This window comes from Bacteroidales bacterium (assembly GCA_021648725.1).
In the GTDB taxonomy this organism is placed as follows: Bacteria; Bacteroidota; Bacteroidia; order Bacteroidales; family JAADGE01; genus JAADGE01.
Window position 1 is genome coordinate 1 of the sequence record JAKISF010000029.1, and the last position, 20465, is coordinate 20465.

General features: G+C 32.8%; 15 protein-coding genes. 8 read left to right on the forward strand and 7 right to left on the reverse strand.

Annotated elements, in window-relative coordinates; translation table 11 throughout:
• Positions 1-359: 359 nt before the first annotated feature.
• The 6 genes from L3J35_10580 (at position 360) to L3J35_10605 (ending at position 7846) form a co-directional block, all read left to right on the forward strand.
• The gene (locus tag L3J35_10580) at positions 360-3617 is read left to right on the forward strand and encodes a SpoIIE family protein phosphatase (protein MCF6366634.1); all 3258 of its coding nucleotides are present in this window, start codon (positions 360-362) and stop codon (positions 3615-3617) included.
• Positions 3618-3639: 22 nt separating this feature from the next.
• Positions 3640-4701 carry a DUF6340 family protein gene (locus L3J35_10585; protein ID MCF6366635.1) on the forward strand — a complete coding sequence of 354 codons (1062 nt, stop codon included), beginning with the start codon at positions 3640-3642 and terminating at the stop codon, positions 4699-4701.
• A gap of 113 nt (positions 4702-4814) precedes the next feature.
• Positions 4815-5807 (forward strand): TlpA family protein disulfide reductase, encoded by a 993-nt coding sequence (locus tag L3J35_10590; protein MCF6366636.1) that lies wholly within the window; start codon positions 4815-4817, stop codon positions 5805-5807.
• Between the two features lie 11 nt (positions 5808-5818).
• Positions 5819-6169, forward strand: a complete 351-nt coding sequence (locus tag L3J35_10595) for a hypothetical protein (GenBank protein ID MCF6366637.1) — start codon at positions 5819-5821, stop codon at positions 6167-6169.
• A gap of 11 nt (positions 6170-6180) precedes the next feature.
• Entirely contained in the window at positions 6181-6903 is a 723-nt protein-coding gene (locus L3J35_10600; protein MCF6366638.1) for a hypothetical protein, read from the forward strand.
• Between the two features lie 103 nt (positions 6904-7006).
• Positions 7007-7846: a hypothetical protein gene (locus L3J35_10605; protein ID MCF6366639.1), complete on the forward strand. Its 840-nt coding sequence runs from the start codon at positions 7007-7009 to the stop codon at positions 7844-7846.
• 203 nt (positions 7847-8049) lie between these two features.
• Here L3J35_10605 and L3J35_10610 read toward each other — a convergent pair whose 3' ends face one another.
• The 3 genes from L3J35_10610 to metK all read right to left on the reverse strand — a co-directional run bounded on the left by L3J35_10610 (position 8050) and on the right by metK (position 11816).
• The gene (locus tag L3J35_10610) at positions 8050-9129 is read right to left on the reverse strand and encodes an HpaII family restriction endonuclease (protein ID MCF6366640.1); all 1080 of its coding nucleotides are present in this window, start codon (positions 9127-9129) and stop codon (positions 8050-8052) included.
• Positions 9130-10338: a DNA cytosine methyltransferase gene (locus L3J35_10615; GenBank protein ID MCF6366641.1), complete on the reverse strand. Its 1209-nt coding sequence runs from the start codon at positions 10336-10338 to the stop codon at positions 9130-9132.
• Positions 10339-10529: 191 nt separating this feature from the next.
• A complete protein-coding gene (gene metK / locus L3J35_10620; GenBank protein ID MCF6366642.1) occupies positions 10530-11816 on the reverse strand; it encodes a methionine adenosyltransferase in 1287 nt (428 codons plus the stop codon).
• A 276-nt stretch (positions 11817-12092) separates the two neighbouring features.
• Between metK and L3J35_10625 the strand changes: the two genes are divergently transcribed.
• The gene (locus L3J35_10625) at positions 12093-12473 is read left to right on the forward strand and encodes a hypothetical protein (GenBank protein MCF6366643.1); all 381 of its coding nucleotides are present in this window, start codon (positions 12093-12095) and stop codon (positions 12471-12473) included.
• Between the two features lie 33 nt (positions 12474-12506).
• On the opposite strand, the gene dnaG is transcribed toward L3J35_10625, so the two are convergent.
• From dnaG to L3J35_10645, 4 genes are read right to left on the reverse strand one after another with little or no spacing between them, the layout of a single operon-like run.
• Positions 12507-14447 carry a DNA primase gene (dnaG, locus tag L3J35_10630; protein ID MCF6366644.1) on the reverse strand — a complete coding sequence of 647 codons (1941 nt, stop codon included), beginning with the start codon at positions 14445-14447 and terminating at the stop codon, positions 12507-12509.
• Positions 14448-14497: 50 nt separating this feature from the next.
• A complete protein-coding gene (locus tag L3J35_10635; protein MCF6366645.1) occupies positions 14498-15244 on the reverse strand; it encodes a glycosyltransferase in 747 nt (248 codons plus the stop codon).
• Positions 15241-15795, reverse strand: coding sequence for a WcaF family extracellular polysaccharide biosynthesis acetyltransferase (locus L3J35_10640; GenBank protein MCF6366646.1), 555 nt, complete (start codon positions 15793-15795; stop codon positions 15241-15243). The genes L3J35_10635 and L3J35_10640 overlap by 4 nt, the downstream gene beginning before the upstream one ends.
• On the reverse strand, positions 15788-16936 hold the full coding sequence (locus tag L3J35_10645) for a glycosyltransferase (GenBank protein ID MCF6366647.1): 1149 nt from the start codon (positions 16934-16936) through the stop codon (positions 15788-15790). Before L3J35_10645 ends, L3J35_10640 begins: the two co-directional genes overlap by 8 nt.
• 58 nt (positions 16937-16994) lie before the next feature.
• Between L3J35_10645 and L3J35_10650 the strand changes: the two genes are divergently transcribed.
• Entirely contained in the window at positions 16995-20432 is a 3438-nt protein-coding gene (locus tag L3J35_10650) for a hypothetical protein (GenBank protein MCF6366648.1), read from the forward strand.
• Positions 20433-20465: the final 33 nt, after the last annotated feature.

The window sequence follows — 20465 nt, forward strand, 5'->3', positions numbered from 1 at the left end:
CACTTACCCCCTATATATACCGTAAAAATAAATACTATTTTTAAAAAGCAAAATTTCAAAGAACTTTTTATTATATTTTTCTTATTTTTACACAGTTATGATTAATCCTTAACTAAACGACATTGATAAATATTGTATTATTGTAGTAGATTTTATTGAAAATAGTTAGTGGGTTCTACTGTCTTCAATAAAATCAACAGAAAAAACTAATTTTTAGAACCCGCCTTTAAGTTTTCTAAAAAAAGAACAATTATTAAATTTGTATCTTAACTCAGATGTTAAAGAGTATATTCTGCTTGGCACGATTAATGTTTAAAATTATATACCCATATTAAGTAAGCATAATTAAATATTTTACAATGGATTTAAAACGATTTTTGTCTCTCATTTTAATAGTATTCATTACAACTAATTTGTCAGCACAAATTGAAAGCAAAGGTATTCCCTACATAAAAAACTACAGCCGTGCCGAATATGACGGAAACAACCAAACTTTCTCAATAATACAAGACAACAGAGGACTGTTGTACTTTGCAAACAACACATATATCCTTGAATATGACGGGAAAACTTGGAACAAAATTACACTTCCGGGCGATCCTAAAATATATTCTTTGGCAAAAGATGATTCCGGCAAAATATTCATCGGAGCACAAGGAGAGTTCGGTTTTCTTGAGGCAACAGAAGACGGGGGTATAAAATATAAATCATTAATTGATAAAATTCCGGAAGAAAAAAAGAAGTTTACAAAAGTAGATTATGTTATAAAAGCTCCCGATGGCGAAATGATTTTTCTCACACCGCTTATTTTATATGTTTATAAAAATGATACAATTAGTGCAATTGATGTAAATAAACCCGAAAATGTATTTATCAGACCTTATCGAATAAAAAACAGGCTCTTTTTCCAAGAAAAGTTTTTCGGCATTTTAGAATATGCCGACGGAAAAACAACACTTCTTAAGAATACAGAAAAATTCGGAAACAAGTGGGTTGTTGCAATGTATCCTGCAGAAAATGATGATATATATTTCCCCACTTGGCAAGACAGCATTTATGTTTATTCCAAAAAACATATACATTCGTTTGAAAAATCACCCTTGTTAAAAAGTCTGTACAGTTCCTTTGTGTATGACAAAAATTATTTTTTGGGCGGTTTGTACGGCAACGGAGTTGTTATTACAGACAACAAGCTGAATGTCGTTAAGCATTTTTCAACAAGCAACGGGCTGCAAAACAATACTGTTTATAATGTTTTTGCAGATGAAGACAAAAATATTTGGTTAGGTACAAATGACGGTATTACCGTAATATTTCCAAATCTGCCTTATACCGTATTTTCCGGAAATTCAAACCTTACAGAAGCTGTTTACACTTCAATATTGTTCAACGACAAGCTTTATATCGGAAGTACAAATGGTCTTTTTTACAAAGATTTTTCAAAACAAAATTCAGTAGAAGGCGAAAAATTTGAATTGCTGAATAATGAAAAAGGTAATGTATATGTCTGGAAAGTTGACACTGCTCACAACAGCTTGCTTTGCGCAAGTTCCAGAGGCTTATTTGAAATAACCGATACAAAAGCAAACCCCATAGGACCAAGTGCAAGCGTTAAAAACTTTATTCGTTTAAAAAACAATCCGAATTTCTTGTTAACAATAACCGGACATGGTTTAATGTTGTTTGAATTCAAAGATGGTGCGTGGGAATTTAAGCATATAATAAAGAACTTTAAAGGGAACTATTGGCACATGAAAGAAGGTGACTCCGGTGCAATTTGGATTTCAGATAAAAGCAACGGGATTATAAAATTAAACCTAAACTCAAAAATGGACTCTGTTATTGAAGAAAAACTTTTTACAGAAGAAGACGGGTTACCGTCAACACATAACAACTATGTATATGAAATCGATAATAAGATAGTTTTCACTACAACTGATGGAGTTTATACTTTCAACAATACAACAAATCGTTTTCAAAAAGATCAAAAATTTGCCGAAATCTTTAATCGTAAAATCAGCATTACAAACCTGATTCAGGCTGCCAACGGAAACATTTGGTTTAAAGAAGAACTTGATGACCCGAAAGTAAAAAACAAAAAACATTGGGAATTAGGTTTAATTAAAAAAATTGACGGAGAATACAGCGTAATAAAAACCCCTTTCTATAAAGTAAAAAACAGAATAAACAGCATCAATCAAATTTCAGACAATGAGCTGGTTGTCGGAACCGGAGCCGGCTTTGTTTTATATAATTTAGATACAAAAAAGAAATTTGAAGAGCCTTTCTCTGCTTTAATAAGGAAAGTAGAATTTATTAAAAATGATTCTGTTCTTTTCGGCGGTGCATTTGTAAACGATTCCGGAAGTATTATTCAGTTACAAAACCCGAATAAAATACCGAAAATCCCGTATGAGTTTAATGACCTGCGTTTTAACTTTGCCTCTGTGTTCTATGAAGAACCCGAAAAAACACAATATAAATTTATCCTTAAAGGGTATGATACACAATGGTCTGACTGGAAGTATAAAACAGACAAGGAATATTCCAACATAGACCCCGGCACATATACAATGATTGTAAAAGCAAAAAACCTATATGATGTTGAATCCTCAATGGCAGAATATACCTTCGAAATTCTCCCGCCTTGGTACAGAACTATCGGAGCATATATAGGCTATTTTATTTTATTCATATTATTTATATACGGAATTATTCAGCTTAGTGTTTACCGGTTAAAAAAACAAAAAGAAAATTTAAAACGCATTGTTGAAGAAAGAACTAAAGAAATTCAAATTCAAAAAGAAGAAATTGAAGCAAAAAACGAAACTCTTTCTGCTGCAAATGAAGAAATTAGTCAAAAAAACAAATCTATTACGGCAAGTATTAATTATGCAAAAAGAATTCAAGAAGCGATGTTGCCCGTAAAAGAAAATATTTCTAAGCATTTAACGGATAACTTCCTGTTGTTTAAGCCAAGAGATATTGTAAGCGGTGACTTCTATTGGTATGCAAAAAAAGACAATAAAATAGTTTATACCGCTGTTGATTGTACAGGTCACGGTGTTCCCGGTGCACTAATGAGCATGATCGGAAGCGAAATTTTAACAACTATTGTAAATAATAATATTTTAAAAGCAGATGTCATTCTTGAGAAAATGAATGATTATGTTGTTAAGGCTCTAAAACAAGAAACCGGAGGTATGTCACAGGACGGAATGGATATGGCTCTTTGCGTAATTGATGTTGAAAATAAAACTGTTGAATACGCCGGTGCCAAAAATCCGTTGGTTTATATTTCTGACGGGAAATTAACACATGTCAAAGCCAGCAGACACGGCATCGGAGGATACCAACAAGAAAAGAAGACTTTTGAAAGCCATATTATCAAATACGAATCCCCTACTTGGTTTTATATGTTTTCAGACGGATACCAAGACCAGTTCGGAGGACTTAAAGACCGCAAGTTTATGATAAAGCGAATGAAAGAATTATTATTAAACATTCATTATAAACCAATGCATATACAACGTGATATTCTTGAAAAAACAATTGACGAGTGGATGATTAATACACCGCAAACCGACGATATTATTGTAACAGGGTTTAAATTATAACAAACTTATTTAGGAAACAATTATGATAGGCAAAGTCAAAATATCAACTTTTTTGTTTTTAGTCTTAATCGCCATTATATTAGGCTCTTGCAAAACAAAATCATTATCTGTAAGAATTCTGAAACCCGCAGAAATTTTTGTGCCGACAAAAATTAAAACTTTGGCAGTTGTAAACAGAAGTTTGCCCACAAAAGGCGACGGCAGCAGGGTTGTTAATGTTATAGAAGGGTTATTGTCCGGAGAAGAAATATTTGCAGACAGATATGGCTCTGAGAAATGTGTAGCGGGCGTTGCCGACGGGTTGTTAAACTCTCCCCGGTTTACCGTTACCGTGCCTACCGGAATGGACGATATTCGAGGAACCGGAACTGCTCAATTTGCAGAACCGTTACAATGGTCAAAAGTTGAACAAATATGCAATGACTATTCTGCCGATGCTTTGGTATTATTAGAAACATTTGATTCAAACTCATCAAAAAAGTTCAGAGTAAACCAACGAAAAGAAACCGTTGACGGAAAAGAAAATTTTTACAACGAACATATTGCTTCAATTGATATTGCTGTAAACTCAGGGTGGAGAATTTATTACCCCTCTGAACAAAAAATTATTGACCAAAGCATTTTTACCGATCATAAAGGCTGGGATGCAAGAGGTCGTTCAAAAAGCGAAGCCGTAAGAAAATTGCCGAAACAATCGAGAACCATAGAAGATGCCGGATATTTTGCAGGAAAGCAATATGCACACAGAATATCGCCTACATGGATTTGGGTTTCAAGAAAATATTTTGTAAAAGGTAATGATGACTTTAAAGATGCAAAATATAAAGTACAAGCAAAAAGATGGGAAGATGCTGCCGCAATTTGGAAAAAATACGTAAATGACGTTGATATAAAAATTGCAGGATATGCTTGTTACAATATGGCCTTAGCATCAGAAGTTCTCGGCGAATTTGACATTGCATTAGATTGGGCTCAGCGCGCTTATTCTGAATATCACTTAAAAACAGCAAGAGAATACATAAGCACAATTGAACAAAGGATCAGAGATAATAATGCTCTTAACAGACAAATGAACGAAGAATAAAATAACTTCTCAGCAATAATTAACAACAATATTAAGTTGTTGTTACAAAAGAAAGAAAAGAAAAATGAGCTGACTTTGATAGTTGGCTCTATATTTAGAATAAAACAAGGAAAATGAAAAAAACTATTACATTGTTGGCAATAACTTTATTGGTAACAACCGCATTTGCAAAACAAGCAACATTAAAAGGCAAGGTTATAAATAATAAAAAATATAATGAGATCCACCTTCAAGACCTTTCATATAAAAATATTGAAACACAAACAATTGATGAAAACGGGAATTTTGAGTTTGAAACAACCTTTAATAAGTTTGAGTTTTACATATTATCATTTGAAAAAGGAAAGTTTGTTGCTTTTTTCCCCGAACCCGGCGAAAAAACAGAAATGATAATTGATATTAAAGACTTACAAAACCCGATAATTACAAATTCTGTTCATTCTGTGTTGTATTACGAGTACAGTAATAAATTAAGCAAAGCTGATAATGAAGGAAAGCGTGTTGCTTTAATCAAAAAAATGATTGATGAAAACACAAACTCTCCTGCATGTATTTTATTTGCAGGAATCCTCGGCACAGAAAAATACAAAGATTATCACACAAAACTGAGTGACGGGCTAAAAGCTTATTCAGGAAATTCGATGGTCAGCGACTTTATTAAACAAACAAACAATATAAAAAACCTGTCAGTAGGAGGAGAAGCCCCGGAAATAGAATTAAAAAATCCCGACGGAAAAAATGTTAAACTTTCTTCAACAAGAGGAAATTATGTATTAATTGATTTTTGGGCATCGTGGTGTCGTCCCTGCAGGGCAGAAAACCCGAACAATGTCAGGCTATATGAAAAATATCACGATAAAGGTTTTGAAATATATGCCGTTTCATTAGATAAAGACAGGGCATCTTGGCTGAAAGCAATTAAAGATGATAATTTAACGTGGATTCATGTAAGCGACTTAAAGTTTTGGCAATCAAAGGGTGCTAAAACGTATAATGTCAGAGGAATTCCGCATACCGTGTTGCTTGATAAAAAGGGAAAGATATTAGCAACCGGTTTAAGGGGAAAGGCTTTAGAAGATAAATTAAAAGAGTTATTCGGAGAGTAAAACAAGACTATATGGCAAGTATTCCTGAAAAACCAACATTAAAAGATTTACAAAACCATATAAAGAAAATAGGAGAAGAGCGAGGGTGGGATAAAAATAACCATTTGGAAATCTTTTTATTGCTGTCGGAAGAATTCGGAGAACTTGCAAAGGCAGTAAGAAATTATACCGGGCTATATACCGAAAAGCTAAAAGAAAACAATAAATATGAACTGGAAGAAGAGTTTGCCGATGTTTTAAATTATTTGTTTGACTTGGCAAACTGTTTTAACATAGATTTGGAAAAGGCATTCAGAAAAAAAGATGATGCAAACAAAAATAGAATCTGGAACTATAAAGGAAAAATAAATAATCAAACGTAAATTCAGCAAACATGAAAACAAAACACTTACTTACATCGCTATTCATTTTGATTTCTTTTTCTGTCTTAACGGCACAAAAAGAAATTCATAATTTAAGTTTGTTAAAGTCAGAGTTAGATACAATTTCAAAGCAAAAACTACCTATTAATTCTGTTGCAGTTAACCAAAACGGAGACTGGATAATTTTATACGGAGATATCGGGTTTTCTTTTGTTACAATGCCGGAAAAGTTAACAATTAGGATTGACACACTGAACAAACAACAGAAAGTTATTAAAGATATTGATTTTGTCGGCAAAAACGGCTGGGTTTTATTGGCACAACAAAACGCATTTTATTCCGACTCTTTGCCGGCAAAAATGTTAGCAGGGTTAAAAAAAATCAATCAAAAAGGACAAGAAATAAAAGCGGTTGATGTTTACGGAGAAAGTTCCGGAATAATTCTTTACGGAAAAAACTTTTATTATGAACAAAACATTAAAGCTCCCATAAAACAAAAATTGGATAACCTCAGAGGAAGAGGACAAAAAGTAAAAAGTATTGCATTTACAAATGATGGCGGCTGGGTATTGTTTTATGCGAAAAATGGGTATTCTCACTATAATATCCCTGTTACGATGTCACAAAAGATAAAAGAAATTGTTCAAAACGGTTCAGAATTAAGCCGTGTATTCTTTTTTAATGATAAGTGGATTATTGTTTACGATGAATATAAATATGCCGGCAACTTATAATTTAGATTCTTAAAATATCGGGGGAGGCTTCAGTCCTCCTCTTTATTATTTATACAATATTTTTCACCTGTCATTGTAAATTAAACATAAAAATCATCCTAAAATGAAATTTGCAACCCTTTCTTTAATAATCTTTTTTCTTTCAAATATATCAGATGCACAAAACAGCTTTTCTGCAAAACTTATCATTCCGAAAGAAATACAACAAGGGGAATATTCAGACATTACATTAGACATATACAAACCCGAAGGCACAAGGAACTATACTGTTTTCACACAAGAAATACCGGACGGTTTTTTTGTTAAAATAGTTGATGCAAATGGTGCAAATCATACTCTTGACGATAATCTTTTAACTTTAACATGGGTGCGTTGCCCGGCAGATTCTAAAATATCCGTTAAATATCAAATATCATCAATGGCAGGTGTAACGGGAAACTTTAATCTTTCCGGGAAACTGGCATATATGGTCGGCAGCAAGCAAGGAGTGTTTAATTTAAAAACCTATGTATTAAATGTTGTAAAAGAGAAAACTGTTGTTATTAATAACGAAAATAATAATTATTCACAAAATTACTCTCCGCTTATTAACACAACACTGAAAGGTGTAAGTTGTAAACGAGCGATTACTTATAACAAAAAAACGAATGTTTATGAAGTTGGTGTTTATTTGAAAAAAAATGATGCCGGTTCATACAGTATTACAGAAAAAATCCCGAAAAACTTTATATTCTCAGAGTTAGATTCACACAACGCAAAAGTCAGACACAGTTCTGATTTAATTCAATTTCTTTGGGTTAATTTACCTTCCGCCGGAAATGTTAAAATCAAATACAGACTAACACCAAAAGAATCGAATATCGAAGAACCAAAAATTTTCGGCAAACTTTCTTTTTTAAAAGACGGTAAAATATTAAATCTTACAATTACAAATAACGAGTAAGTTTCTTTTTGTGCGAGCTTCTCTCTCCCGAAAAATAAAAACCGAAAATCCCGAATAAACGGTTTGGCTATGCGGAGTGCGGGATTTTAAAATGCCACACTTTCAATTCACTACTAATTTTATTTGTTACTACAATGCTCATATTTAGTAATTTACCCTCATTACGTATAGCCTTTGTTAGGGGCTGGGCTTCGTTCATCTTCCTATTTTAGAAATCTTATTTGCAGATTTAGTTTAATAAAATATTTTCCATTCTTTTCATAAATTTTTCCAAAATCGTGTCTTGAACTACTTGCCGTTTCCAATTTAGTATTATGAAACAAATAATTCTCAAATTTATTTTTGTTATAGATATGGTAACTCAAAACTTCTCCACCTTCTTTTACGACAAGATAACCACCAGTAGCGTCATATATTCCATTCCAAACTTTTGCAGGCATCATTCCTAATGCAACTTCTGTTAAGAATTTCTTGATTTTATATTCGTAGAATTTATGATTATTTGCAGTATTAAAATTCAAAGGATTATTCATTTCAATGTTTTCAACTAAATCTATTATTTTAGATAAGTTTGAAGTATAAAAATCAAATGTAATTTCTGCTAAAATATTAGGCAAAAGACTGTCAATCAGAATTAAATTGTTTCCAAAAACTTCCTTTTCCGTTTGGTTAAATAGAATTTTGCAACTATTGTTAATTACAGCGTTTAATCGGTCTTTTATTTTACTTCTCGTATCAATTAAGTTAGTTCTTTCCACGAAGTCATTTGTCAAACCACAATTCTCAATTTCATAAATGAAATTTGTCGTTTTTCCGGCATTTAAAAGAGTTGAAGCACCACCTAATTGAGATTTTATACTAAAGCCCAATTCTGGTTGTAAATTTGTTTTTAAGTCGTGAATTACAATTCTTATATCAGTTTTTGATGATGATTTAGCTTTTAATGTCGAACATTTTATTTGAGATAAAAAATCTTCTATTTCAGGAACATCGAAAGAACTACTGCGAGCTTCTTTAATTTTGTTTAGTAGCAATTCCGATTTTTGTTTAAACTCAACAATTGAGATGCTAAAACTTTCATCTGCTCCGGTAATTAAAATCAAATTATCATTTACGGAATATTCATAATTACCATTGTTTTCATCTCTCAAAATCTTTATAATGGGGTAGAGTAAATCAGGAATTTTATTTAATTTTTCATCACCAACATATATCTCTCTATCTCCTAATAATTTCAATAAGGTATATATTTCGCTCCATTCTCCTTTATTTCCTTTTAGCACCTATCTTTCCTTTACTATTTTTTCTACTATTTTACTTGCTGTCGCTTGAATTGCAGGGATAGCAACCGAATTACCAAATTGTTTGTATGCTTGAGCATCTGAAACTTTAATTAAAAAATTGTCAGGAAAACCTTGAAGTCTTGCCCATTCCCTTGGTGTCATTCTTCGCCAACCGTCTTTATTTACTACACCTTTAATTTTGGTAACCGGTTTAAAATCTGTTAATCGACAATCAATTACTATGTTTCTTTCTTTTCCCATTCCGCCAACAACAATAGCATTTGCACAGTGATTATCGTCAATTATTTCGTAACCAAAACCATTTCCTTTGTTTTTATGCCTTTCTTTATGGTTGCGTAAAGTGTCTTGGTATTGAGTTGACAAGTAATACTTTACAGAGACTTCTTTGTCTTCTTTTATATCTTTAAATGCAATTTTCTTTTTGACTGGTTTCGGATAGTGAAATTCTTTAATGTTTATATCTTTCCTAAAACCAATAATAAAAATCCGTTCTCTATTTTGAGGAACTCCAAAATCTTTTGCATTCATTATTTGGGGGTCTGGCACATAATAGTCTAAATCTTCTCTCAAAACTTTTAAAATGGTTTTAAGGGTTCGACCTTTGTCGTGGTTTTTCAAACCTTTTACATTTTCAAGAAAAAATGCTTTTGGTCTTTTGGCTTTGATTATTCTTTTTATATCGAAAAATAGTGTCCCACGAGTTTCGTCTTCAAATCCTTTTCTCTTTCCGGCTATTGAAAATGCTTGACAAGGAAAACCGGCACATAAAACATCGTGTTCAGGAATATCATTTTCATCTATTTTAGTAATATCACCAAATGGGATTTCACCAAAATTCAAATCGTATGTTTGCTTTGCATATTTATCTATTTCTGATGAAAAAACACAATTGCCTCCTAAATTTTGCATCGCAATTCTAAAACCACCAATCCCGGCAAATAAATCAATAAATTTAAATTTAGGGTTTTTCACAGGCGGAAAAGGGACATCAAAATTTAAGTCAACCCTTAGATACTGTGCCAGAGGTTCAGAAACTATATTTTGAAAATATTCTTTTGCATTTTTTTCATAATAACTTGAAATACCATTTTTGTTGTGATGCAAATAGTGAGTAAAATAAGCAAGGTTTTCGCTTTGCTCTTTTAAAATGTTACTATTTATTTTTTCTTTTATTTCACTGTATTTCATTACGTTTCCTTATTACTTCTTTTTTAATTTTCAACATACAAAAATGCGGGTTTTTTTCAATCTCTCTCCCCCAAAAGCGAATAACTTTCCAACCATTTTTCAACAATCATAATACTGCACGATTTTTCTTCGCCTTGCCCCTAACGACTGATATAAATTATAGTTCCCCTAATGCCAATATATTACCTTTGTTATTTCTGCAAACCGAACGCTTTTTTTACTTTATCAACATAATCGAGTTTTTCCCAAGCAAAAAATTCAACTTCTTTTTTATAGGAACTTCCGTTAGTTGAGAACGTTACTTCTTTTTTAAACGGCTTTCTTCCCATATGTCCGTATGCGGCAGTTTCTCTGAATATTGGATTTTTTAGCCCGAAGCGTTTAACAATTGCAGCCGGTCGCATATCAAACAATCCGTTAACTTTTTTGGCAATTTGACTGTCAGACAGGTCAACTTTTGATGTTCCGTATGTGTTTACATATAACCCGACAGGGTCTGCAACCCCGATAGCATACGCAACTTGAATTAAAATCTCGCCTGCAACACCCGCTGCAACCATGTTTTTTGCAATGTGTCGAGTTGCATAGGCTGCCGACCTGTCAACTTTTGAAGAATCTTTTCCGGAAAAAGCTCCGCCGCCGTGAGCACCCTTTCCGCCGTATGTATCAACAATGATTTTTCTTCCGGTTAAACCGGTATCTCCGTGAGGTCCGCCTATTACAAATTTCCCGGTAGGGTTTACCAATAATTTGAAATCGCCTTTGAATAATGCCTTAATTGACTCCGGAAGTTTTGCTTTTACCGCAGGAATAATAATATTTTTCATATCATTATAAATGGTTTTAAGCATTTCATCGTCAGCTTGTTTTTGCGTTTTTGCTTCTGAAGAAGAAATAAAATCATCGTGTTGAGTTGACAAAACAATTGTGTCAATTCTCAATGCTTTGTTGTTATCATTATATTCAACAGTAACTTGCGATTTAGAATCCGGTCGTAAATAAGTCATTTGTTTCCCGGCTTTTCTTACATTTGCCATCTCAATTAACAGTTTGTGAGACAGGTCGATGGGCAGCGGCATATACTCTTCTGTTTCATTATTTGCATAGCCGAACATCATACCTTGGTCTCCGGCACCTTGCTCCTCTTCTGTTTCTCTGACAACTCCTTGGTTAATATCTGATGACTGTTCATGAATTGCAGAAATAACACCGCAAGATTCTGATTCAAATTTATATTCTCCTTTTGTGTAGCCGATTTCTTTAATAACATTTCTTGCGGTAACCTGGGCATCAACCCAAGCCGTTGTTTTAACTTCTCCGCTCAAAACAGTTAAGCCGGTTGTTACAAGAGTTTCGCAAGCAACCTTTGATTCCGGGTCTTGTTTTAAAAACTCATCTAATAATGCGTCTGAAATTTGGTCTGCAACTTTATCGGGATGTCCTTCCGATACAGATTCTGATGTGAAAAAATATGACATTTTTTTTAATTAAGTTTAATAATATTTTAACGGGGAAAGTTTTTAACAGAAGTAATGTTTTAGCATTTTTTTCTGCGGTTGCAAGCAATCAAATTTTTCCGCCGATATGCAAAAGTATTTATTTTTTAGTTTTTGCAAAGCGTAAACCGTTAAATCTTTGCAAAGAATTATTTTTTCCTTTCTTAACGGACAAAACAACCGGCTTCCGAATAAAATAGTTTCGCATTATGAAACCTTTTTATGTAAAAATTCGTAGTAATAATTAAAAGAAAAAATATGACGGCAGCACTAACCAATTACGGAAACTTTGAAATAGAACTGTTTGAGATAAAAAATGAAGATTGCCTGAAGTTTACATTTGAAGGAAAATTTACGCAGGAACAAGCCGTATCCGGAACCGAAGAATGGAGACAATTATTCGAGGGGGTCGGAAATGAAAAAACAACATTAGTTTGGGATTGTGCCAGAATGACCGGGTTTGAAAATAATGCTCGTATTATTTGGCAAAAAACAATGAAAGGCCTAAAAAGAAAAATAAAATGTGTTTGGTTGATTTCGAACTCGAAAATTATCAGAACCGGGGCAAACCTTATGTCGAAATTTGTCGGTTTTAAAATAAAAGCGGTAAAGTCAGAAAAAGAAATTGCTTTTTGCTAAAACACGGCAATTTTGAAAAAGAAAGCAGTATTTTTACAGTAAGGCCAATTTTTCGGTATAATCAGTAAGTTTGATTTTAAAATCAGACATTTTTCTTAAAAACTCCAGTAGTGCCGGTAGTTTTGTATTATATTCTTCCGGTTTGAGCTCTGTTATTTTTTTATTAATTTCTTCTATTTTAATTGTTACAATTTGAAGTTTAAACTTTTCTATTGCATCAGGAACAGATTCATTCAGCCTTTGTTCCGGCATCTCCGTTGAACCGCCTCTTTTTTTCCAAAGTCTGCTTAATTCTTTTTTCGGGCTGATTAATTCTGCTACTACCGAGCTTATTTTTTCGCTTTGGTGTGTTAAGAAATAATTAATGGGAGATTCTTTATCGTTTGAAAAAAACTGATCGTATTCTTCAAAGATGTCTTTGTAAATCAGGTTTTTAAATTCCAAATTTTCATTCTTAATATCCGAAATAATATATTCAGCAACCGAAATATCAACGTTGTTTTCTTCATCATGTGATATAGTTTCTTCTCCGAAATTCAACAAATAATAAAGAATTTCCTTTTCATATTGCTTTGAAAACACTCCGGTTGTTTCTACCGGAAGCAACGGAATCTCGACTTTTTGACTGTATTTTCTTTTATTGTCTCGATCTCTGATATCATCAAAGTTCTTTCTTAATATTTTACGGACTTCTTCATATAAAATTTCCTCATCCGTATTGAGCAGACTTGATGTCGTTCGTATATATTCTGCTCTTAAAATTTTATCAGGAATTATGGCGATTGATTTAACAACATCCCGAACCAATTGTGCCCTTTTAACCGGGTCATTTTTAGCCTCATCTGCCAATAGTTTTGTCTTGAATTCAATAAAATCTTCTTCATGTTCAGAAATGTATTGTTCAAGTTCCTCTGTTGTTTTAGATTGTGCAAAAGAATCCGGATCTTCGCCTTCGGGCAACATCACAATTTTAACATTCATTTCCTCTGCCAAAACAAGATCAATTCCTCTTAATGATGCTTTTATTCCGGCTTTATCTCCATCGTAAATTAATGTGAGATTTTTTGTAAAACGTCGAACCAGTTTAATTTGATCAACCGTAAGAGCGGTTCCGGATGAAGCCACAACATTCTCAACGCCTGACTGGTACATTGAAATCACATCGGTATAACCTTCAACCATAAAACATTTATCTTTTTTTACGATTGAGTTTTTTGCAAAATAAATACCGTAAAGAATTCTGGATTTATGGTAAATATCTGATTCGGGAGAATTCAGATACTTTGCAATTTTCTTATCGGCTTTCAGAGTTCTTCCTCCGAATGCAATCACTTTTCCGGATAATGTGTGAATCGGGAAAATTACACGCTCTGCAAAGCGGTCAAATTTATAATTGGTTTCTTTTTTTACAATTGATAAACCGGTTGCTTCCAAAAATTTCAATTTATAACCGCTTTTTAAAGCCGCTTCGGTAAACGCATCTCTTTTTTGCGGACTCCAGCCCAATTCAAATTTATTAATGATGTCTTCTCTGAGACCTCTTTCTTTGTAGTAAGACAATGCAATGTTTTTGCCTTCATCGGTTTTGTGCAATGTATTCTTAAAGAAATTTTTTGCAAATTCCGTTACAATAAACAGGCTGTCTCTTTCTTGCTTTTCGTGTATTTGTTCCTCTGTCTGCTCTTCTTCAACAACCTCAATGCCATATTTTTTTGCAAGTACTTTCAAAGCTTCCGGAAAAGAAATCTTTTCATGTTCCATTACAAACTTTACGGAATTTCCGGCAGCACCGCAACCAAAACATTTGTAAATACCTTTTGCCGGAGAAACTACAAACGAAGGTGTCTTTTCATCATGAAAAGGACAATTCCCTTTATAGTTCACACCTGCTTTTTTGAGGTTTACATAGTCTTTTATAACGTCATAAACATCAGCTGCATCAAATATTTTATCAACTGTTTCGCGAGGTATCATGATATCCTTTTAGGAAAACAAAATTAAGAAAATAATCGGATGAGCCGGTTTTATTTTTTGAACAATTGAGGAATTTTGATGATATTCTTTAACAGAACGGTATGCCAATTACCAAGTTTGTTCTTTTTTAAAGCTTTAACATCTTCTTTCATTTTCTTGAAGATATGTTTAATGCTTTTATTACTTTCTCCGCCGACTCTCATTTTAATCAGCACTTCCGGCAGGTATGCCGTTGATATCTTATGTTTTCCGAGAAAACGAAGAATGATATCGTAATCAGCAGCAATTCTGAAACTTGTATCAAACAGCCCGAATTTATCATAGACTTCTTTTTTAACAAAGAAAGTCGGATGCGGCGGCATCCAAGCTTTTTTTAATTTAGAAAAACTGAACTCTCCGGATTTCCAGTACCGTATAATTTTACTTGTGTCTCCCTTTGCAACATATTGCAGATCTCCATATATGCTGTCTGTTTGTTTTTCTGAAAATAGTTTTGCTGCTTTTTCAATTATTGTATGGTCTGTATAAATATCATCAGCATGTAAAAAACAGATCACATCACCGGTTGCATTTTTAATTCCTTTGTTTAATGCATCATAAATTCCTTCATCCGACTCGCTTATTATTTTAGAAATTTTCTCCGAATTATCATTTATAATTGAAAGTGTGTTATCTGTAGATTTTCCGTCAATTATTATATGTTCAATATCTGAATATGTTTGGGATGCTGCCGACAGGATTGTATCTAAAATTGTATCTTGACTGTTGTATGTTGCTGTTATAATTGAAATTTTCATTGTTCAATCGTTCTTTTTCTGACTCCAACAGCCGGATTTCCTTGATAAATAGTATAAGCTTCTAAATCTTTTGTTGCAACAGAGTTAACTGCTAAAATTGAATGTGTTTTACACGTAGTTCCGGGAGTAACAATGCTGTGAGCTCCAATCCAAACACCTTCTTCAAACTTTATTTCTCCGACTATTAGGTCAAAAGTGGTTTTTTTATAATTATGGTTTCCGCAAAGCAGCATTGCTCCTTGTGAAATGCTTACATTATCGTCTATTACAACATTTGCAAGATTATCAATCCAAACTTTTTCGCCAATCCAAACATGGTTTCCTACAAAAAGCCTCCATGGGTATTTTATGTTAACGGAAGGTTTTATAATAACCCCTTTGCCGACTTTTGCCCCGAAAAGTCTAAGCAAAAAAATTTTTAAAGAACTAACCGGATTCCAAGGATTAAGAAAAAACAAAACATTTGTAAAATACCATAAAGTTCTTTTAACGATATTTGCTCCGGGCTTATACCAAGAATTATCAAATTTTGAAAGATTTGTTTTATTCATCTTCAAACATTTTTTGTGTGTCTTTTACTGCCTGTGAACTTTCGAAAAAATCTTTTGCAAAATTAAACGCATTTTCTGACATAGTATCATATTCTTCCTGTTTCATTTCAATACATTTTTGAATTCTTGTTTGAAACTTTTCTTTATCATTCAAATTTATATCCCACCCGATTTTTTTTTCTTCAAGATTTTTCCAAGGTGTGTTTTTGCTCAAAACAACAGGACAAGAGGCAGAAAGGGCTTCAAAAACTGCATGCCCGTAATTTTCGTGTAATGTCGGGAATAAGAAAAAATGATAGTTTCTTAATGTGTTTTCAACCTCATCGTGGGACAGTTCTCCTTTAAATTTAACAGAAATGTTTTTCGGTAACGCAAAAATAATATTGTCACATTGTTTTTTATAATCAAAGTCTTCCTCCGGACCAAAAATATCAAATACAACCTTTGTTTCGGTATTGAGCCCCTTTAACAACTCAATTGCAAATAAAAGGTTTTTCTTTTTTGAAATGCGAGAAATAAAAACAAATTTTGTTTCTGTTGTCTTTTTCTTTTTAAAATAGTTTTTTGGTTTTGTAGGAATATTCCCAACGTTAATAACTTTTGCTTTCTTACTAATCGTGTTTTTTATATCCTTTGCTTCATCTTGTGTTGTAGCATGCCATGTAATCCCGGAGTACAGTTTAAAAAGGCTGCTTAATTTTAAGAAACCGGATTTTTTTGTTTTTTTTAAATTTATTGCACCTTTTCCGAGCATCCCTCTCGGTGCCAAAATTACGGAACTTGGAAAAATGTGTTTTTTTGAAGCAATCAAGGGCAAAACAGAAAACCGAAAAGAAAAAAGACTGTTTAAATAGACCTTGTCGGGGTTTAGACTTTTTAAAATCTTTTTATAGCTTTTAATGTTTTGATTTCCCCGGGCTAAATAAGTTATTGTGTAATTCGTCCGTCTTATTGCTTTGTTAGTCTCAATGTTTTTATACGGGAACTCATCTCCTAAATCTCTGTCGGAAGTTACTATGTAAAAATCGAAAATGTGCGAAAGGGTATTTATAATATTTGCGACACTTCTTATTGGTCCTCCGGCTTTGTATCCGGGTAAAAACCAATCAATAAATATTAATATTTTCGTTTTTTCTGACATTTGTTGCAATATTAGTAATTATTTTCGTTTTTTACTTACTGTAAGAATTTTATAATTAATGAAGAAACATCTTTTGGTATTACTGCTGATTGTGTTTGTGCAAATTATTAATGCTCAAACTTTAACCAATCTTTTTGAAAAAGAAATTGAATTTGTTTCTGATACAATAACATTTAATGCAACAGGGGTTGTTCCCGGAAGTTTAGAGGTTTATTTTCAGAACAAGCTCATTTCTTCCGACAGGTATATTGTAAACTATGCCGAAGCAACACTTTTGTTTAAACGCACGGCTTTGTTGCCCGAAAGAGCAATGCTTAAAATAAAATACCGTGTTTTTTTATTCAACTTTTATAGTTCATACTTTCATAAAAACATTAACTTATCGGAGGAAAATGTCGGCAAAAGCATTAAAAAAAGATATATTCCTGATGATGAACAAGAAAGCTTTCTTTCTAACTCTCAACTAACAAAAGCGGGAAGCTTTTCAAGGGGAATAAATTTCGGAAACAATCAAGATGTTTCCGTTAATTCAAATTTTAACTTACAGTTGTCTGGAAAAATAAGCTCTGATGTTTCAATTTCTGCAAATATCTCAGACAACAATATCCCTGTTCAATCAGACGGAACATCTCAATATTTAAGAGAGTTTGACAAGGTTTTTATTGAACTGTCGTCAGAAAACAGCAAGCTGACAGTCGGAGACTTTGAAATAATCAAGCCGGCAGGCTATTTTATGAATTTTCATAAAAAGGTTCAAGGTGCCGGATTTTACACAAACATAGTAACAAAAAAAAATCATACTGTAGAAACAACATTAAACACAGCGGTATCAAAAGGAAATTTTAACCGACAGAAAATTATAGCAGTTGAAGGAAACCAAGGACCTTATAAGTTAGACGGCACAAACAACGAAATGTATGTTGTTGTTTTATCCGGAAGTGAAAAAATATATATTGACGGAGAATTATTGTCTCGCGGATTTGAAAACGATTATATTATAGATTATAATTCTGCGGAACTTACATTTACGGCAAACAGACCGATTACGAAAGACACAAGAATTATTGCTGAATTTGAATACTCCGAGTTGAGTTATGCTGAGTTTATAATAAGCTCCGAAACAAAAATTAAGAGAAAAAATTCAATGTTTTATATTAACCTTTTTTCTGACCAGGATGCAAAAAACCAAAATCTCCGACAAGACTTAACAGTCGAACAAAAATATCTTCTTAGCAATATCGGAGATAATTTATCTGAAGCCGTTGTTTATAATATTTCAAAAATTGATACATTTAATTCTAATGAAATTTTATACAGAAAAACAGACACGGTTGTGAATGCCGCAACTTTCGAAGATATATATGTTTTCTCTGCTGACAGCATTCCGGCAAACTACAGAATAGGATTTTCTTACGTGGGAGAAAACTCAGGATATTATACCAGAATTCAATCCGGAGCAAACGGAAGGGTATATGAATGGGTTGCTCCGGAAAACGGGATCTTACAAGGAAGTTACGAGCCGGTTAAAGTTCTCGTCAGCCCAAAGAAAAAACAAATGCTTAGTGCCGGAGGGAACTTTACGATAAAAAAGGCTGTTTTAAATTTTGAAACCGCGATTACAAATAACGATATAAATACATTTTCTGCAAAAGGAGACGAGGACAATTTGGGTTATGCTTTTAAGCTGGGAATACGAAAAAATCTTTTAAAAAAAGATACCGGAGTTGTTAAATTGAATTTTGGTGCAGATTATTATTTTACACATAAAAACTTTAATGCTTTTGAACCATTTAAAAGTACAGAATTTGAAAGAGATTGGAATCTGCCTTCTTTATACGGCACAAATAATGAGTCTGTTTTGAATTTCTTTTTGGAATATAAGAAAAAAGATTTCGGAAAACTCGGATTATATACTGATATATTAGACAGGAAAAATAATTATTCAGGAAACAAAAATAAAATATTTGTAGATGTTAATAAAAAAAAGTTGTCTTTTTTTGCTGATGTAAACCGATTAACAGCAACAGATACAGCCCACAAATCTGAATTTGTCAGGTATGATTTTAAGCTTGAAAGAAAAGGAAAAAACCTTACTGTCGGGTTAAGAAACTCCGGAGAAAAAAATGTTTTTTATTCATTGGGTAACAACAATCTCTCGCTTACTTCTTTTCGTTACAATCAACCGGAAATTTTTATTAAGGCTTCTGCAAAAGTTAATGCCCCGATTACTTTAAGCTATTCAAGCAGAGAAGATTTTCTTCCTCGAGAAAGTGGCTTGAACCTTAATTCTAAATCTCGTGATTACAAATTTTCAGGAGTAATTTTTAAAACATCTTCACAAAGATTAAAAACGAATATAACATACAGAACCTTACATTTTGCAGATTCAAGCACAAACAAAAAAAGCGAAGAAAAAACATTAACAGGCAGGCTTGAACACAGCATAAAAATATATAAGGGAGCAATATCAAGTTCGTTTTTTTTGGAACACGTTTCCGGAAATGAACTTGTCAGAGAGTTTTCTTACATAGAAGTGCAAAACGGACAAGGGATCTTTACCTGGGAGGATTTTAACGGTAACAGCATTAAGGAACTGAATGAGTTTGTAAAAGCAAACTTTCAAGATGAGGCAGACTATATTCGGGTTTCTTTGCCCACAAATCAATACAGGCGTGTTTATAACCAAAGCCTTAATATTGTTTTCGGAGTAAATCCTCGTCGAATTTGGTTTAAAGAACGCGGAGTAAAAAAACTTTTGTCAAACTTTTCAAATAAGTTTGCGTATAAACATAACCGAAAAATAAATAACAATTCTTCTTATTATAGTATACAGCTTCCGGACTCCGGACTGTTGTCATTAACAAGCAGATTAAACAATAATTTAAGATTAAATATTAAACCGACAAAAACAATTTTGAATCTTATTTACACACTAAACGAAAGTAAATTGTTATTGATTAACGGTGTTGATGCCAGAACAAACAGTTTTTACAACTTTGCGATAAGTCAAAAATTTGAAACATTTATTTTTTCTGATGTATTAAAGAAAGGGCAAAAAACTTATAGTTCTGAGTTTTTTGAAGAAAACAATTACAACATCAACTACATTAGTAATCTGGCAACAGCAACATATAGGGTTAATAAAAAAACGGACTTGTCGGCAAATTTTTCAATTAAAAATAAAAATAATATTTCCGGAGAAGAAAATGCAAATTTTTACTCTGTCGGCAGCGAGTATAAAGCCTCCGGTCAAAATCAAGGAACTCTCATGCTAAAATTTGACTTTGTTAATATAAAATTTTCGGGAACAACAAACACCCCTGTTTCTTATGAAATGTTGGACGGCTTAATGCCCGGGAAAAACTATATCTGGTCAGCCGGGTGGTATAAAAAAATTACAAAATATTTACAATTAGAATTGAATTATTCCGGAAGAAAGTCAGAAGAAAATAAAATAATTCATTCCGGAGGGTTAAGTGTAAGGGCCGTTTTTTGACATGAAAATTTGAAACCGGAAACATTGAAATTA

Excerpts from the sequence above, each read along its gene's own strand:
- L3J35_10580 (MCF6366634.1), top strand. The coding sequence starts at position 360 with ATGGATTTAAAACGATTTTTGTCTCTCATTTTAATAGTATTCATTACA.
- L3J35_10585 (MCF6366635.1), top strand. The coding sequence starts at position 3,640 with ATGATAGGCAAAGTCAAAATATCAACTTTTTTGTTTTTAGTCTTAATC.
- L3J35_10590 (MCF6366636.1), top strand. The coding sequence starts at position 4,815 with ATGAAAAAAACTATTACATTGTTGGCAATAACTTTATTGGTAACAACC.
- L3J35_10595 (MCF6366637.1), top strand. The coding sequence starts at position 5,819 with ATGGCAAGTATTCCTGAAAAACCAACATTAAAAGATTTACAAAACCAT.
- L3J35_10600 (MCF6366638.1), top strand. The coding sequence starts at position 6,181 with ATGAAAACAAAACACTTACTTACATCGCTATTCATTTTGATTTCTTTT.
- L3J35_10605 (MCF6366639.1), top strand. The coding sequence starts at position 7,007 with ATGAAATTTGCAACCCTTTCTTTAATAATCTTTTTTCTTTCAAATATA.
- L3J35_10615 (MCF6366641.1), bottom strand. The coding sequence starts at position 10,338 with ATGAAATACAGTGAAATAAAAGAAAAAATAAATAGTAACATTTTAAAA.
- metK (MCF6366642.1), bottom strand. The coding sequence starts at position 11,816 with ATGTCATATTTTTTCACATCAGAATCTGTATCGGAAGGACATCCCGAT.
- L3J35_10625 (MCF6366643.1), top strand. The coding sequence starts at position 12,093 with ATGACGGCAGCACTAACCAATTACGGAAACTTTGAAATAGAACTGTTT.
- dnaG (MCF6366644.1), bottom strand. The coding sequence starts at position 14,447 with ATGATACCTCGCGAAACAGTTGATAAAATATTTGATGCAGCTGATGTT.
- L3J35_10635 (MCF6366645.1), bottom strand. The coding sequence starts at position 15,244 with ATGAAAATTTCAATTATAACAGCAACATACAACAGTCAAGATACAATT.
- L3J35_10640 (MCF6366646.1), bottom strand. The coding sequence starts at position 15,795 with ATGAATAAAACAAATCTTTCAAAATTTGATAATTCTTGGTATAAGCCC.
- L3J35_10645 (MCF6366647.1), bottom strand. The coding sequence starts at position 16,936 with ATGTCAGAAAAAACGAAAATATTAATATTTATTGATTGGTTTTTACCC.
- L3J35_10650 (MCF6366648.1), top strand. The coding sequence starts at position 16,995 with ATGAAGAAACATCTTTTGGTATTACTGCTGATTGTGTTTGTGCAAATT.